At 58.0% G+C, this 16,328-nt stretch carries 15 protein-coding genes; 8 read left to right on the top strand and 7 right to left on the bottom strand.

Features of this window, described 5'->3' with window-relative positions; translation table 11 throughout:
* Positions 1 to 32: 32 nt before the first annotated feature.
* The 6 genes from FBZ99_RS02985 to FBZ99_RS02960 all read right to left on the bottom strand — a co-directional run bounded on the left by FBZ99_RS02985 (position 33) and on the right by FBZ99_RS02960 (position 3,456).
* Positions 33 to 341, bottom strand: a complete 309-nt coding sequence (locus FBZ99_RS02985; protein WP_113333532.1) for a DUF1883 domain-containing protein — start codon at positions 339 to 341, stop codon at positions 33 to 35.
* A gap of 95 nt (positions 342 to 436) precedes the next feature.
* Positions 437 to 706 carry a hypothetical protein gene (locus FBZ99_RS02980; RefSeq protein WP_113352664.1) on the bottom strand — a complete coding sequence of 90 codons (270 nt, stop codon included), beginning with the start codon at positions 704 to 706 and terminating at the stop codon, positions 437 to 439.
* Positions 707 to 738: 32 nt separating this feature from the next.
* Positions 739 to 936 (bottom strand): hypothetical protein, encoded by a 198-nt coding sequence (locus FBZ99_RS02975; protein WP_113389575.1) that lies wholly within the window; start codon positions 934 to 936, stop codon positions 739 to 741.
* Positions 937 to 1,077: 141 nt separating this feature from the next.
* Positions 1,078 to 2,019, bottom strand: coding sequence for a 4-hydroxy-tetrahydrodipicolinate synthase (gene dapA, locus FBZ99_RS02970; RefSeq protein ID WP_113352662.1), 942 nt, complete (start codon positions 2,017 to 2,019; stop codon positions 1,078 to 1,080).
* Positions 2,020 to 2,031: 12 nt separating this feature from the next.
* Complete coding sequence (locus tag FBZ99_RS02965) at positions 2,032 to 2,304, bottom strand: hypothetical protein (RefSeq protein WP_145631326.1); 273 nt, start codon at positions 2,302 to 2,304, stop codon at positions 2,032 to 2,034.
* 135 nt (positions 2,305 to 2,439) lie between these two features.
* A complete protein-coding gene (locus FBZ99_RS02960; protein ID WP_113352693.1) occupies positions 2,440 to 3,456 on the bottom strand; it encodes a ketopantoate reductase family protein in 1,017 nt (338 codons plus the stop codon).
* A gap of 230 nt (positions 3,457 to 3,686) precedes the next feature.
* Here FBZ99_RS02960 and FBZ99_RS02955 point away from each other — a divergent pair, with 230 nt between their 5' ends.
* The 5 genes from FBZ99_RS02955 to FBZ99_RS02935 all read left to right on the top strand — a co-directional run bounded on the left by FBZ99_RS02955 (position 3,687) and on the right by FBZ99_RS02935 (position 9,975).
* Positions 3,687 to 5,600 carry a hypothetical protein gene (locus tag FBZ99_RS02955; protein WP_113395823.1) on the top strand — a complete coding sequence of 638 codons (1,914 nt, stop codon included), beginning with the start codon at positions 3,687 to 3,689 and terminating at the stop codon, positions 5,598 to 5,600.
* Between the two features lie 191 nt (positions 5,601 to 5,791).
* Positions 5,792 to 7,240: an MFS transporter gene (locus tag FBZ99_RS02950; protein WP_145631323.1), complete on the top strand. Its 1,449-nt coding sequence runs from the start codon at positions 5,792 to 5,794 to the stop codon at positions 7,238 to 7,240.
* A complete protein-coding gene (locus FBZ99_RS02945) occupies positions 7,218 to 8,036 on the top strand; it encodes a hypothetical protein (RefSeq protein WP_113333525.1) in 819 nt (272 codons plus the stop codon). Before FBZ99_RS02950 ends, FBZ99_RS02945 begins: the two co-directional genes overlap by 23 nt.
* On the top strand, positions 8,036 to 8,968 hold the full coding sequence (locus FBZ99_RS02940; protein ID WP_145631321.1) for a hypothetical protein: 933 nt from the start codon (positions 8,036 to 8,038) through the stop codon (positions 8,966 to 8,968). The genes FBZ99_RS02945 and FBZ99_RS02940 overlap by 1 nt, the downstream gene beginning before the upstream one ends.
* Complete coding sequence (locus FBZ99_RS02935) at positions 8,962 to 9,975, top strand: OmpA family protein (protein WP_145631319.1); 1,014 nt, start codon at positions 8,962 to 8,964, stop codon at positions 9,973 to 9,975. Before FBZ99_RS02940 ends, FBZ99_RS02935 begins: the two co-directional genes overlap by 7 nt.
* Before the next feature lie 17 nt (positions 9,976 to 9,992).
* Here the strand turns inward: FBZ99_RS02935 and FBZ99_RS02930 are convergent, their stop codons facing one another.
* The gene (locus FBZ99_RS02930) at positions 9,993 to 11,615 is read right to left on the bottom strand and encodes an ABC-F family ATP-binding cassette domain-containing protein (protein WP_145631317.1); all 1,623 of its coding nucleotides are present in this window, start codon (positions 11,613 to 11,615) and stop codon (positions 9,993 to 9,995) included.
* Between the two features lie 537 nt (positions 11,616 to 12,152).
* Here FBZ99_RS02930 and FBZ99_RS02925 point away from each other — a divergent pair.
* The 3 genes from FBZ99_RS02925 (at position 12,153) to FBZ99_RS02915 (ending at position 16,283) form a co-directional block, all read left to right on the top strand.
* On the top strand, positions 12,153 to 12,917 hold the full coding sequence (locus tag FBZ99_RS02925) for a class I SAM-dependent methyltransferase (protein WP_145631314.1): 765 nt from the start codon (positions 12,153 to 12,155) through the stop codon (positions 12,915 to 12,917).
* Between the two features lie 215 nt (positions 12,918 to 13,132).
* Entirely contained in the window at positions 13,133 to 14,911 is a 1,779-nt protein-coding gene (locus tag FBZ99_RS02920; RefSeq protein WP_145631806.1) for a hypothetical protein, read from the top strand.
* 433 nt (positions 14,912 to 15,344) lie between these two features.
* On the top strand, positions 15,345 to 16,283 hold the full coding sequence (locus FBZ99_RS02915) for an alpha/beta fold hydrolase (RefSeq protein WP_246661062.1): 939 nt from the start codon (positions 15,345 to 15,347) through the stop codon (positions 16,281 to 16,283).
* The last annotated feature ends 45 nt before the right edge of the window (positions 16,284 to 16,328 follow it).

Raw genomic sequence — 16,328 nt, 5'->3', positions numbered from 1 at the left:
TCCATATATCACCTGACGGTGACGGATTGCCGCTATGCTTTTTGCATGCGTGGAACGGTTACCCTGTCCACCATTTTGACGCTCGATTCCGCCAGGCTCTTATGACCTTCCATATCGACCACCAGATGCCAATGGCCGGCCTCCGGAATGACCAGCCGTATCGGCGATTTCTTGGCGACACCGCCGAGAAACTGATGCTTCAGCGTTTCGGTGAAGCGCTCGAAATTCGAGCCGTTCATCAGCCTGACATTGGCAACGGCCGAGAGCGTGATTTCGATCACCGTTCCGGCGCGCTGTTCCCCGAGATCGTAGTGGCTGTAGCGGAAGGCAGGCTTCGACATGGCTTTCTGTTCTTTGGATATCTGGCCGAAAGCTTACCTAAGGGCGGTTAAGGAAGCGTTCGGCGAGATGCTGTCGAAGCCTGCCAAGGGTCAATTCAGTGCAGATTGGAAGCGGCTTGGACGAAGCTGTCCAGATCGAGGACAGCACCTTCGGGCGCCAGGCAGATATCAGCCGGATTGTGGTTGCATTCTTCAGCTGCGAAGTGCAGGGCGGCTGCTTCATTGCGGAACAGGCCGCCGACAAGGCCTTGCCGGTCCTGAACGATCCAGCTGCCGCGGCGGTCGCGGCCGATGATGAAGCGGGCCGGAGCCGGGGAAATCGTGCTGTGAGCCGAGCGCCGCTGAATATGCTGTGCGTTTGCCATTGTTATTTCCTCTTGGATCTCTTCGATTTTACTCAGTGTCCGGTCAGATACAGCGCCATTTGCAGAGCGGCAGCGATCAGAAGGACAAGTCCGAGGCGCGGAGCGACGGAGCGAATTCCGTCCAGCAATGCGTCCGAAGAGAAGAGCCGCTCGTTGCGCGCAAACACGGCGGCACGAGGGCGTTGGAGAGGGTCGGCGGATAGGCCGACATGCCTGTAGCGTGACATCATAGTTCCTTTCAGTGCCACCAGCACCATGGGTCCGATAAGACCATTTCCGGTGCTACGCTGTTGAATCTATGGGGGAGTTGCTAGGTTTTCCATTTGCCTGAAGCGGCAAAAATATAAAAATCTCATAGGGATGCGGCGATTTCACAATCCCAGGCGATAGCCATGACGCGAGGCGAACCGGCCGCTGCCGTCGAGTTGAAACGGGGTGATTGCCGCCTGGATGGCCGCAGCCGTCTCTGTGCCGACGCGGACCAATGGCAGGCGAACTTCCGCCTCGATATCTCTCACCAGTGACAGGGCGTGCTTGACCGTCGCCGGCTCGCTTTCGCGGGCGAGCGCGCTGAACAATGGCTGCAACCGCTCGTCGATGGATTGTGCCGCGCCGACATTGCCGCAGGCAGCCGAATGCTGCATCGATTGAAAGAGCCGCGGAACGATATTGGCCGCACCCGAGAAGCAGCCATGACCGCCTGCGGCCGTAAAGCCGAATGCGCTGGCGTCATTCGAGGTAAACAGGCCGAACCGCTCCGGCAGAAGGGGGCGCCAGAGGTCGACGCGCGAGATGTCGCTACTGCTATCGGCGATCCCGATAATCCCTCGAATTTCGGCGAGCCGCGCGACGGTTGCGGGAGCGAGATCGACTGCGGTATGCGATGGCTGGTTATGCACGATGATCGGCAGTTCGGTCTGCGCCGCCAGCTGCTCGAAATGGTGGATGATTCCCTTCTGCGTCGGCTTGGAATAATAGGGGACCGTCACGAAGGCCGCATCGGCGCCAAGGCGCTGTGCCTGTATCGTTTCCTCCAGGGTCGTCTTCGTGTCGTTGGTTCCGGTCGCGACGATGACGGGCACCTTGTCTTCCGAAAGTTCGATGCAGATTTCGATGGCACGAATGCGCTCGGCCTCAGTCAACGTCGGGCCTTCGCCAATCAGCGAACAGACGAGAAGCCCATCGATCCCGCTTAGCAGCTGCCACTCGATATGGGCCATCATGTCGACGCCATCGAAAACGCCGTCGCGGAAAGGCGTCACAAGCGCGGTGATCGCACCGCCGATGCGCCTTTGAAAAGTCGGTCTAGTCATTTCTGTGAGATCTCAGAGGTAATGCAGCACGATGTACAGCTCGAGGGCGCCGAGCAGCAGCCCGAAGGCGAACATCGCCTGAAAGGTGCGCTTTTCCCGGACCTGGCGCGAATGAAGCGGGCGCTTGCGTGATCTTTTCGTTGTTGCTGCTGATGCCGCAACACGATGATGCTTCTCGTCGCTGTTGTGAACGAGGACGCGGATGGATTCCGTAAGATTGGGGGCGTGCATGTCGAGCATGGGATTGTCTCCATATTCCACCGTAAGCGTAACGCTGGCTCCCATAGGAAATCCATTCGGGGCCAAGGACGAAGGCGTAAGTGAAATATAAAGAACCGACATGCCCGGAGTTCCTCCGGAGACTGGTCTGCGGACCGCTGCCGGAGCATCGAAAAATTATCTGGTGTAGTCTGCCGCCGCTTACTCGGCGCCTTGCCGGTTCTTGCGGTCGAGCTGCGTCACCAGCGCTAGGATCGTCGCCGAGACCGGTGTCGGCACATTTACGAGCTTTCCGAGCGAAACGACCACACCAACGAGAGGCGTGATTTCCAGCGCCTTGCCGGCAAGCAGATCCTGCAGCATCGAGGTGCGTACGGGTCCGATCTGACGGGAACGCTCAAGACGTTCCGCCACGGACATGGCGATGTTCGATCCCAAAGCCTCGGCAACGGCTTTTACCTCGCTCATCACTTGGCCGACCATGGTCGCAAGCGCAGGATCGTCCATGATATCGGACATCAAACCGCGGGTCAGCGCACTGATTGGATTGAAGGCGGCGTTGCCCATGAGCTTGCTCCAGATATCGTCGCGTATGCGCGAGGAAATCGAGACATTGACGCCGGCCCGCTGCAGCAGTGCTGCGATGGCTTCGATATCGCCCGTCGTCTCGCCGGAAGGTTCGCCAAGAATAAAATGTCCGTTGTTGGCGAGCTTGACCTCGCCGGGTGCGACGACTTCCGCTCCCTGATAGGCAACGCAGCCGATGACGCGCTCCGGCCCGATCAGGCGCCAGAGATCGCCGTTCGGATCGAGCTCTTCCATCTGGTACTCGGCATGGCCGCTTTGACGGTCCCGGTGGAAATACCACCATGGAACGCCGTTGAGGATCATGACGACGCGGGTGCCCGAATGCAGCAGTTTCGCAATGCCGGGGACAGCTGCCGCAAGCTGATGGCCTTTGAGGCCGGTGATGACAAGATCCTGCGGCGGAAGTTCGCCAGCATCGGCCGTTGCGGTCATCTGCGCGACGAGGGGACTATCCGCATCCGCCTCCCACAGGCTTATGCCGCCTGCGCGAATGGCCTCCAGATGGGCTCCGCGCGCTACGACGGAAATCCTGGTCTGCGCTTCTTTGGCGGAGGCGAGCTTGGCCGCGATCGCCCCGCCGAGTGCGCCGGCGCCGTAGACACAGATGTTCTTGAAGGGAGAGGGCGTCATGATTTGATGCTCCGAAAGAAGTCGCATGCTCTGCCAAGATATGGCGAGCCCGTGATTCAGCGAGTGGTTTATCAGATTGTCGGCAATTGGAATTGAAAATCGCCAGACCTTCCGACACACTACAGCCTTATCGAAATTTCACCATACTCGTCCAAGCGCGAATGGGGTTAACAGGTAAAGGAAATACCTTCTCAGCCGTCGCTGCTTCACCCGGATTTTGTGAACAGATTATGTTTTCACTCCATACATTTGGCGGTTTGAAGCTTTTGGACGGCGATGGTCACGAGGTCGCCTTTCCCGAAAAGGGTCTGTTGATCCTGGTCTATCTGATGCTGGAACCAACGTCGCGCGCGTCGCGCAGCGCGATCGCCCGGTTTTTGTGGGGAGACGACAATGGCAGTGCGCAGGTCAATCTGCGCAAGCTGGTTTCGCGTGTCAGGGTTCGTCAGGAAGCACTCGGGAGATCATTTCTGCGTTTCAGCGAGACAGCCGTCGAACTCGACGCGCCTCCAACCACCTCCGATCTCTGGTTCGCGCGCACGGATGATGGCAGACCGATCTTTGTAAGATTGCAATCGCTGGTGAGGACGCTCGCGGCGGAGTTCCTGCAGGGTACAGATTGCCAGAGCGCGGTTTTCTTTCATTGGCGGGAGGCGCAAAGCGGCAGGCATCTGTCGGCACTGAAGGCGGCGCTGAATGCCGCTGCCGCCGAAGCCAATGGTATGGCGGACGTCGCTCTGGTGAGAGAGGCGGCACTCCTGGTCTTTGGTATAGATCCCGAAGATCGCGATATTCATCGCATCCTGTTGCGGATATTCGATGCGGAAGGTGAGGTGGAGCACTTCAGGCAGATTTTCGCGCAGCGTGCCGCGCTGCTGGCCTCATGGTCGGCGCAGCGGGAATATGCTTCGGAAATTCGAGCCGGGGATGCCCACCATGAACGGATTTCAGCTGCGCGAGCGAGGGTGAAGATACCCCTCCTGCTCCTGCCTTCCACGGAGGGTCAAGGGAAAGATTATGATGCCTCATCCCTCGTGAACGATATCACAATCGGTTTCTGCGCGCTGGACAGTCTTCAGATTGCGGATCGTTACACGGCGGTCCGGGTTGGCAGGGCTGGGGAACGTGCCGTTGCAACTTTCGACCAATGGGATCGCTCCTACCTTCTCGAGATGCGGCTTAGCCTTCGCGACAACGGACCGCTGCTGTTTTCGCAACTGGTCGACGCCGCAAGCGATGAAATCATCTGGGCCGAGCGCACCAGCCTCGGACAATCCTCGCCCGAAGAGCGGAGACAGGCGGTCGCACGTCATATCGTGCTGTCGCTTGCAGGGCAGATCGAAAGGCGGGAGATGATGAGGTCGCATTTCGAGGAAAATCCAGCGGCCTATCAGCGCTATCTCGCCGGCAAGCGTTACATCGAGCGCCTCTCCGTACCCGATCTGCAGAGGGCGCGTGGGGAGCTTGAGATGGCGCTGCGCATCGGCGGCCACTTCGCGCCTGCCTTGAGCTCAATGGCCCGCACCTACTCCAAAGAATGGGTACTGACCTTCGGTGGCGATGCGGCCTTGCTGGACGAGGCGGAAAGCTATGCGATGCAGGCCATCGCAGCGCGGCGCGATATCGCCGACGGCTATCGCGAGCTTGGCATGACGAAGGTCTTCCGGAAGGCGAGTGAGGAGAGCATCGAGGCCTTGAAACTGGCTGAAGCCCTTAATCCGGGCCATGCCGGCATCATTGCCGACCATGCAGAGGCTTTGCTTCATGCGTCCCGGCCGGATCTGGCGCTGACGAAGATTGAAAGCGCCATGGCGCTCAATCCGGTAAGCCCCGATACCTATCTTTGGACTGCTTCCGTGGCGAGCTATACGCTCGGTCGCTTCGAAGCTGCCCTCGATTATATCGGCCGAATGGCGAATGCATGCCTGGCGGACAGGATTTCCGCGGCCAGCTGGGCGATGCTCGGGCATGAGGAAAAGGCAGGCTTTTTCGTTCGGCGCGTCCAAAGAACCAACCCGGATTTCGATGTTGATCGATGGCTTTCCGTCGTGCCGTTCAAGGAGCAATGGCAGCGTGACATCTATCGGGAAGGGCTGCGCCGGGCAGGTTTCTGGAAGGCAATCCCGAACGTGACCATGGCATAGCAGCAGTCCGCCATCGGGTGTAAGCGTCGTCCTTACTCACGTCAGTGTTTTCCGATCGACACAGGGTCGGGCTAGTCTTTACCACAATCGCATCCTAACCTCTGCCATATCGCTCTGGACCGTGGACAACCAGTGCGGTATCGATTTCTCAATTGTCCTTTCTAAGTTGATGAATTCGCCGGGGAAGATCGTTGCGTTTCGAAGCCCTCAACCGTCTCTGGGATAGCGTTCGGGAGACCAGCCATGATTTCCGTGCCTCGACGGATGTGTTTCCCGTCGTCGATATCGAAAAGCTGGGCACGACTCTCGACCTGAAGGAAAAGGGTGCCGCTGCCGGGCGTCAGAACCGGCCGCCGCCGGATGCGCAATCGCATGACGAGACGGAGCAGCGCATCATCGCCTGGGTCGAGGCGGAAAAGAAAAGCTCCTACCAAATCCTCGAAGATCAGTTCCAGACTTTTGACAGCCGCTTGCGCAACCTCGATTTCGAGGGCCAGTTCGGACTGATCCGCCAGGCGAACGCATCAAGCGTTTCGGATTTCAAGGCGGAAGTGGCAAGCGGCGTGGACGAGCTTCATGGCCTGCGCCGCAAGCTGAAGACGGCCGAGGATGAAATGGTGGGCTTCAAGGCCAGACATAAGCTGCAGCGGGCCGCCAAGGTTTCAAGCAGGGCAGCCTGGGGCTTCAAGGTCTCGCTGATCGTCTTCCTCGTGCTCATCGAAATGGTGATGAACGGCAGTTTTCTCGCCAAAGGAAGCGAGCAGGGTCTCGTCGGTGGTGTAACCGAGGCGGCCGCCTTCGCCTTCCTGAACATCGGCATGACGCTGATTTTTTCTTTCTTCTGCGTCCGTTTTCTGGTACATCGCTCCTTTGCGCTGAAGCTGATCGGCCTGCTGGGGCTTGTCGCCTATGTCGCCGTGGCTTTGGGCATCAATATCGCGCTGGCACATTATCGCGAGGTCTCCGCGACGATCCTGAGCGGAGCCGGTGCCGAGGTGATCCAGCGGCTCAAGACCGCACCGCTCGGGTTGCAGGAGCTGAACTCCTGGATGCTCTTTGCCATTGGTCTGATGTTCTCGCTCGTCGCCTTCATCGACGGCTGCTATCTGACCGATCCTTATCCCGGCTTTGCCGGCGTCCAGAAGCGTCTAGATGCGGCCAGAGACAACTACATCGACCGCAAGCTTGATCTGATCGAAGATCTCCGCGAGATCCGCGACGATCACAACAGCAAGATCGAGGAGATCATCCGCGACCTCTCGCTGCGCCGGCAGGAAACGGCTGCCATTATCGCGCATCGAGCCAGAACTGCGGGCCTCTTTGCCGAACACCAGAACCATCTCGAACGTGCCGCCAATGTGCTGCTTACCTCTTATCGCGATGCGAACCGGGCCGTGCGCACCGAGCCGGAACCATCCTATTTCAAGGCTGCCTACAAGATGGAGCGCCTGACGCCCGTTATTCGCACGGAAGAGGAATGGGACGACAAGGTGCTGGGCTCGCGTATCCAGGGCGCCCAAGCGGAGCTTTCGGAGCAGATCAAGCGGATCGGTGACGAATTCGAGCGCGCCATCGAAAAATACCATCAGCTCGATAATCTTTTCCCGGAGAGCATCCTTGGCGCGACGCAAGCGGCGTAGCCGGCGCGGCGGATCCGCCGGTCTCATCATCGCAACGGTTTGTCTCGCCGTCCTGTCCCTCGGGATCGTCGGCGCCTATGGTTGGCTGCGCTACAAGGCAAGCGGCAATGTCGCCGTCGACCAGGCCTCGCTCTGCCCCGTGGATGGCCCGAAGGCGGAAACGGCCATCCTGCTCGATGTCACCGATCCGATATCAGACACGACAGCACTCGATCTGCGCAACCAGTTCCAGAAGATCGTCGCGGACGTGCCGATCGGCGGCGCCATCGATATCTATGCGCTCACCGAAAAGGAAGGTGAGCTGATCCAGACCTTCCATGGCTGCAATCCCGGAAGTGGCGCGAACGTCGACGAATGGACCAGCAATCCGCGGCTGGCGCAGGCGCGCTGGGAAAAGGGTTTCCAGAAGCCGCTCGCCGATATCGCCGGCAAGCTGACGGCGGGCGAGTCCGGCAGGTTGTCGCCGATCATGGCCGCCATCCAGAAGATCAATCTGGAGGTTTTCGCCAATGCGTCAGGCGACATCCCGAAGCGGCTCTACATTGCCTCCGACATGATCGAGCATACCACCGCCTTCTCCAACTATCGGGATGGCGTCTCCTATCAGAAATACCAGCAAAGCCCGGCAAATGACCGTTTCCGCACGTCACTGGACGGTGTCACGGTCAAGATCCTTGCCTTTCAAAGGCCCAACATGAAGTTCAGCATGGAGGATCTTGCGAATTTTTGGGCGCAATGGATCAAGAACAACAAAGGTGATTTTGGCGGCTTCGTGCGGCTGGAGGGGATACGCTGATGGCCAATACTGACGCCAGATATCTCGTCCGGGATTATGGGCCGATGGTGCTATTCGCCTCCATCACCATTGGCGGCATGATTTTCATCTGGTCGTCGAAGCTCATGGGCTGGTCGCTGCCCATCGTAACCGGTGTGCCGCTGGTGCTGATGGCGATCTACTTCATCGTATCGCTGGCCGTCGCCGGGTTCCGGCTGCACAACGAACAGGCGGGCGACAACCTCTATTACATGGGTTTCCTCTTCACCCTATCGAGCCTCGGCATATCGCTCTATCTCTTTGCCGGCGAAACATCGATCGAGACCATCGTCCGCAATTTCGGCATCGCGGTTACCTCGACCATTGCCGGCGTGACGCTGCGCATCCTCTTCAACCAGATGCGGCGCGATCCGATCGACATCGAACGCAGCGTACGCCATGAGCTTGCCGAGATGACGCGGCGTGTCCGCACCGAACTCGATTCCTCCTCGCGCGAATTCTCCCATTACCGCCGCGTCAGCAACCAGATGCTGTCGGAAGGGTTCGAGGAGATCGCGCGGCAGGCCGAGCGCAATGGCCAGGAGATCAACAAGATCCTGGAATTGCTGGCGAAGCAGGCGGTAACCCCGATCAACGACGCAGCCGCCCAGTTGACGACGACGACATCGCAGCTTTCGGAGATCATCGGCACATTCGGTGCCACCGTCGAGAATGTCGGCAAGAAGCTGGAAGAGATCCGTTCGCCGGAGGATGTGGTGCGCGCCGAACTGGCGCCGGCGATCGCCGCCATCAAGGAGATGTCGGAGGCGCAATTGCAACCCCTGCGCAATATCGAGGTGGCTCTCGGTCGTGTGGCCGAAGCGATGGGGCAAACGCCGCTGCCGAAGCCCGATGGTGATATCGCTGCTGAGCCCCAAGTCGTGCCGCGAAAACGCTGGTGGCATCTATGGTAGCTGGAGGCCCGGACAACAAGCCGAAACTGGAGCACAAGGGCTATAATCGTGGCCTCATCCTTGGCCTGACGATGGCCGAATCCATGCTGCTTCTGGTTTTCTGCCTGTTGCTGGTGGCTGCCGCCATGATTTCCGCTGAGAGAAATAAGCGCTATGAGGTCGAGCGGAAGCTTGAGAAGGCCGAGCAGCAAGTCGCGGTGCTGGAGAAGAAGCGAGCGGAGCAGGCGGCTGAGATCGTGCTTCTCCAGTCCAAGGTCGTCTCCGGCGATCTCTCCGCTGCCGACAAGGCGGTGGTGGATAAGCAATGGCGGGAACTGGTGCTGGCGAAAGAAACACTTGACAGCATGGCGGATCAGGGCGGGACAACGGCCGATCTGCAATCGCTTTCCAAGGTTGCCGCCGTTCTGAAGGAGCATGGTGTTTCGCTGGCGGCAGCACCCGATGAGGTCAACAAGCTCTTGGCCGGCAACGCGGGCGGCAAGGGCGCACACGACTGGCCGCCCATCATCAATCTCGACGATGCCAAGAAGAACTATTTCCAATCGGGCAGCGCCGAACTGACAGGCACCTTCGCCCAGCTGCTCAGCACGACCATCACGGATGAAATCGCCAGCAATCTGAGCCTCTATGGTGCCAATATCGTCGAGGTGATCGGCCACACCGACGAGCAGCCGGTGGCGCGCGAAAAATCCAATCTCGATGATACGATCATCGGCGCAATGGACGGCAAGCTGCCGGTCTCCGCCCTGCTGCCGGCCGACAATGCCGGGCTTGGCCTTGCCCGCGCCATTGCCGTCGCCAATGTGCTCAAGGCCAATCCGAAGCTGAAGGATGCGACCATCCTGCCAATGTCTGCCGCGCAGCTGATCTTGCCCGGCGATACTGTCACGTCTGGCCAAAGCGGCGCCGTCGAGGCACGACGCCGCATCGAAATCCGCGTGCGGGGCAGGACGGCGCCCGTTGCGGTCATCAACGCCAGGGCCGCCCCATCGGTGAATACGCAATAGCGCCGATTTGGCGAGCATCAGCTGCTGAGGCCTGGTGCCTCATAGCCGGTGCGCTCAACATACTCAGTGTAGCCGCCGGGATATTGATGGATGCCGTCGGGCGTCAGTTCCAGAACACGATTGGAGAGCGCGGCCAGAAAATGCCGGTCGTGCGAGACGAACAACATCGTGCCCTCATATTGCGACAGCGCCTGGATGAGCATCTCCTTCGTGTCGAGATCGAGGTGGTTGGTCGGCTCGTCGAGCACCAGCAGGTTCGGCGGATCGAAGAGCATGATCGCCATCACGAGCCGCGCCTTCTCGCCGCCCGATAGCACCCGGCATTTCTTTTCGATATCGTCGCCAGAGAAGCCGAAGCAGCCGGCAAGCGCTCGGAGAGAGCCTTGGCCTGCCTGCGGAAAGTCATGTTCGAGTTGCTGGAATACGGTGCGCTCTCCATCCAGCAGATCCATGGCGTGCTGGGCGAAATAGCCCATCTTGACGCTGGCGCCGAGATTGACACTGCCTTCATCCGGCTCTGCTGCGCCTGCCACCAGCTTGAGCAGGGTGGATTTGCCGGCGCCATTGATGCCCATGATGCACCAGCGCTCTCGGCGGCGTACCATGAAATCCAGCCCTTCATAGATGGTCCGGCTGCCATACTTCTTGTGGACGTTCTTCAGCACGGCTACGTCTTCGCCCGAGCGCGGCGCCGGCTGAAATTCGAAGGCGACGGTCTGTCGACGCTTCGGCGGCTCGACGCGATCGATCTTTTCCAGCTTCTTCACGCGGCTTTGCACCTGCGAGGCATGCGAGGCGCGCGCCTTGAAGCGTTCGATGAACTTGATTTCCTTGGCTAGCATGGCCTGCTGGCGCTCGAACTGCGCCTGCTGCTGCTTCTCGTTCTGCGCGCGCTGCTGCTCGTAGAATTCATAATCGCCGGAATAGCTGGTGAGATTGCCGGCATCGATTTCGATGATCTTGGTGACGATGCGGTTCATGAACTCGCGGTCGTGCGAGGTCATCAGCAACGCGCCTTCGTAGCCCTTCAGGAAGGATTCGAGCCAGATCAGGCTTTCGATATCCAGATGGTTGCTTGGCTCGTCGAGCAGCATGACATCGGGACGCATCAAGAGGATGCGGGCGAGCGCCACGCGCATCTTCCAGCCGCCAGACAGCGCGCCGACATCACCGTCCATCATCTGCTGGGTGAAGCTCAGACCCGCGAGCACTTCACGGGCGCGGCCTTCAAGCGCATAACCGTCAAGTTCTTCATAGCGCGCCTGCACCTCGCCATAGCGCTCGATGATCTCATCCATCCTGTCGGCCTGGTCCGGATCGCTCATCGCAGCTTCCAGTTCGCGCAGTTCGGCGGCGACGGCGCTCACAGGGCCGGCGCCTTCCATCACTTCCGCAACCGCACTGCGCCCCTCCATCTCGCCGACATCCTGATTGAAGTAGCCGATGGTGACGCCCTTATCGACGGAAACCTGTCCCTCGTCTGGCTGCTCCTGCCCGGTGATCATTCGGAAAAGCGTCGTTTTGCCGGCACCGTTCGGACCGACCAGCCCGACGCTCTCGCCCCTGTTGAGGGCAGCGGATGCCTCGATGAAGAGGATGCGATGGCTATTCTGCTTGCTGATATTTTCGATACGAATCATGATTACGCGAGGCCCGAAGAAAGTTTTTCGCGGGCCTTATGCCACGGGTTATGGGCTCTGTCGCAAGTTTTTGAGGCGTGATCGGGAGGAAAAAAGCGCAACGGCTTGATGGCGGATCCTGTCGGCGCCTTTCGATCGGAATCTCCCTGAATCCCGATCGCAGAATTACGCAGCGACCACAGCAACTGTGGCGTTTTTGCAAAGTATAGGTTCCGGAAACGCAAGAAAGTCTGTTCTGGCTGGTTATTCTGTCACAATAGCCGAATTTCTTGAAAATATTGCCGATGCGCCCGAATGCGTACAAGCCAGACGGTTTCCGGCTGGCAGCAGGGTAATATTACCTCCTAACTTACGGACGTGGTCGACACTAGGCCAATTTGATCACCCCTGGATCTCTCAGAAATGCGGGCTGAGTTACTAAGGGGTGAGTTGGCAATGGATGGCGATCTTGACGAGATACCAAAGCTTATGGCGATCGAAGCCCATGTCAAACGGGTTCCGCTCATTCTTTAACTCGATTGTAAATAGGGGGCGAAAATGCAAATGGCAGCGGTGCCGAGCGATATCGATATCCTAGATGCAACTCTTAGAAGAGTGTGGGTCGATGTTCACGGATGGGTTGGAGACAGAATCCCTCATATCCTCAAATTTGTTCGCGAATTGCATGATGCCGATAAGGTCAACGGCGATATTTTGGAAATTGGCGTTCATCATGGCAAGTTGTTCTTTCTGCTGGCTGCAGCATCAAGAGACAACGAACATTGCGTGGCTGTCGATCTGTTCGAGGACCAGCAGAAGAATTTGGATCATAGCGGCAAGGGGTCGCTGAGTATCTTCAGTCAGCATCTAGAGAACCTCTTTCCTGAATATGCGTCGAGGGTCACCGCGATCTCCGCCGATAGCATGTCCTTGACGCCGGCGATGGCGCGGGAGCGGCTTGGTGTGACAGGGGTGCGATTGATGTCCGTCGACGGAGGGCACACGATCGCCCACGTCATCAACGACATGAACATCGCCCAAGAACTCCTTGTCCCAGGAGGCGTCGTCCTTCTCGATGATTTTCTGGGGGTACATTGGCCCACGGTGACTGAGGGCTTCTATCGATACATGCAGATTGCCAACCGGCGGCTTGCTCCGTTCCTGATTTTCCAGAACAAGTTGTTCCTGACGACTTTCTCGGAGCAACCTGCGACGCTGACGAAGCTGCGTGCTTTTCTGGATCAAACCTTGCCGATTGAGATACATTCGGGACGTTGGCGCTACACAACCGTGGGCGAGCACACAGTTCTGTCGTTCGCATAGGTGCAAGGTGCGTCATTGAAGGAGGCTATGTCGGCCACATAGCAACGTGGTGAAGATTTCCGCCGCTTAGAAGCTTAACGCCGCCAGCAATATCTTGCAGCGTCTGATTTCGAGCGCGTGCATTTGATCGAGATGAACCAATTCGCCTCCTGAAAGTTGCACGGTGGTGACTTTCCACGAATGCGTATCGAAAAGGAGCCAATTTCGTGAGAAGCATGGGTTTGGGCGGTGATTTCGCTTATGCATGGATATTACTGTGCATATGTGGGCTATCCGATAGCTTTTCTCAGGAGCTCAGTAAAGCAAAGACAGGCGGAGTGGCGCCGTCATCAGTCATTGCTCCCGTTCCGCTGGGTGCCGTAAACGCGTTAGATTATGGTCTTGTAAATGACCCGTCTTGTTCGATTGACGCTACAGCTTCGTTAAATGCCGCGATTGCTGCGGCAGCCGGCAGAAAACTCGTTTTGCCGTCGGGGACTTTTTGCTTGAATACGGCAGCAAGTACTCTGAAAATAGCTGCGACGACGGAGATTCAAGGACAGGGCGCTTCGACGATTATTCAATGGAATGCGCCGAATGGATCGCCGGCGGCGCCTGTGATCGACGTGCTCGCGTCGGCAAAAGATACTATCATTCATGATCTTAGTGTGGATGCCCTTCCGGCTGGATCCTCTTACACCACGCCCACATATTTTGGCACCAATCCCTGGGGCGGCGTTGCGCTTGTCATCGAAGGCGACGGATTTCGTGGTTACAACCTGTGGGCTACCGAAGGATACAATAACTGTATCGGCATAGGAGCTATGGACAATAACGACATAGCTATAACTGGGAGTCCGAGGTTCGTAATCCTTGACAATATTCATACCTCGCAATGCGGCTCCGGCAACGAAACGGTTGGTCCAATCCCAGGGCACAGCGGAGCGGGAATAGACAATGGGAGTGGCGGCGGCGCGATAATTTCCAACGCTATCGATATTCAATCTTATAGCGGTTTCGAAAATGATCTCGGCGGAGGAGCGTTTGGCACATGGAGTAACATCATATCGTTCAATGCAAAAGCTGATCCGCAGAACGTTGCCCTGCATGGCTCAGGAATCGGATTTTACAACTTTTCTCCATTTTCGACCTTTAGCAACGTTTCCATTTTCGATCCTGGAAGCTACGGGATTTGGAACGATTTCTATGCTTTCGGCTCCCTGTGGTCGAACGTGGTGATAAAAGGATCCCAAACGTACTGCGTATATTTCAAGGGGCCAGCAACGTTCAATGGTTTGCAATGTGCTGATTCGAGTATGGCAGGATCAGGATTGTACCCTGCCTTGCTCATTGATACCTCCGGAGGAGCTTGGCCGCAAAGCTTGATGGTGAACAACTATACCGTCTCTGGGCAAAACCATAGCTTTGCAGTTCAAGCAACAGGCGCAAACAATATCACTGGTTTGGTTACAGGTGGCCCTATGTCCGGTGTTAGAGCTGCGTACAGTATCCCCAGCTCAATCTCCGGCCTGCAAATCGTCAGTCAGTCCAGCAAGGGAGTAGGCTTTGGAAGTCCAGCTGCGAGCTACCCCTGGGATTTCTTAGGCGCGTTCCGAGCTCAGGCCTCTACGGGCAATGCATCGTGGAAAAATTGTCCGTATGGCGATAATATCTGCCCCAACGGCGGCAATGTGTATATTGCGGACTTTGCGTCTCCTGGAAAACGTCTCGGCATGGGCTACGATCCCGTGAATGATCTTTTTGTTTTTCAGAGCATCCAGGCAGGCGTCCTACCAAAACCGTTAGCGCTTAACCCTTCGGGTGGCAGCGTCCAGATCGGGCAGCAATCATTGCCTAGCAATGCCTCCAGCGGCTTTCCCTATATCCCCGCGACAGCAGGCGCTCCGACGGGTGTGCCTGAGGCTGTAACAGGCATGGTGCCCATGCAATACGATAGGATCAACCATAAATTCTGGATCTATGACGGTGGCTGGAAGAGCGTCACCGTCAATTGATCAGGCTTTTGCCAAGTAGCCCGTCTTATCCGCAAGCAACCTGAAATCAGAATCGGCGCGCACTTGGCTCATCGTTGCAAAATCTACCGGCAGTGCGACGGATTCCGGCTTGCTTCAACGTTTATGCAGTCAGCGTCATTAAAACGAGCGAGGCCTGATCGCAGGCAAACACCGACGCCTCGATCGAAAGCTTAGGTAGTCAAAGATGTCATCCATCTCCATCTGCATCCAGCCGGCCTTATTCAGGGGCGTCTTGCGTCGCATCGGGAATTGTGCCCGAATTCCGTTGCTGAGCGCGGCGCTGGTCGCCGCCGGCGGATTATCCGAGGTATGGTCTGCAAATTCGGTCTCTCAACACGCAAAGCTCCGTGAACCGGTCAAGCGGATAGCGGATCAACGCCTGCCGATCGACACCCAGGATGGGAAAGGGGAATTGCCCGTCTATGCCGATCATGCGATCGACGCCGCCGCGCCGGATGTCACCAAGGTCCTGATCATCGTCCACGGCACACTCCGAAACGCCGATGCCTATTATGCGACCGGGCAGGAGGTGCTCGCAAAGGCAGGCGATCTCGCTGACGGTACGATGGTGGTTGCGCCGCAATTCCTGATAAGACCGGATGTGAACGCTTTCTCGCTGTCTGCGCAGACGCTGGCCTGGACGCAGAATGGCTGGAAAGGCGGAGAACCCGCCCGCCAGCCGGCGCCGATCAGTTCCTTCGCCGCGCTCGATGCCCTGCTGCAGCATTTCGCCGACCGTCGCCTGTACCCTTCGCTGAAGACCATTGTCGTGATGGGGCACTCGGCCGGGGCACAATTGGTCCAGCGCTATGCCGTCGCCGGACGGGAGGCGGAAAATCTGACGAGCGCCGGCATCTCCGTCCGCTATCTCGTGGCCAATCCCTCGAGCTATCTTTATTTCGACAACGAGCGGCCGGCCTTACCGGATCAGCAGGCAGGGCTGGCTTCCTGCCCGAAGGCGGCGCAATGGCGATACGGACTCGCCGGCGCACCACCATACGTATCGTCACAGGACCCGAAGCTTCTCGAAACGAGATATGCCGCGCGCAACGTGGTCTATCTGCTGGGGCAGGCGGACACGAATCCCTATACCCATTTCATCGACCGCTCCTGCGGGGCGATGGCGCAAGGGCCGTATCGGCTTGCACGCGGGCTCACCTATTTCGACTATATGAAGAAGCGGCATCCTTCCGATCTCGATCAGAAGGTCGTCGAGGTACCCGGCGTGGGGCATGATGATGAAGGGATGTTCGCCTCGGATTGCGGCATTGCCGTTCTGTTCGATCGACCGGTGCCGCCGTCCTGCCCGGTTATCGATGGGACTGCAAAACTATCCGGAGCGGTGCCGTAAGTTTTCTCGAGTGGTCGATCCCCATCGTGATCCCGCCGTCTACTT

The organism is Rhizobium sp. ERR 1071, from assembly GCF_007828675.1.
Taxonomy (GTDB): Bacteria; Pseudomonadota; Alphaproteobacteria; order Rhizobiales; family Rhizobiaceae; genus Rhizobium; species Rhizobium dioscoreae.
This window is presented reverse-complemented; position numbering and strand designations above follow the sequence as displayed.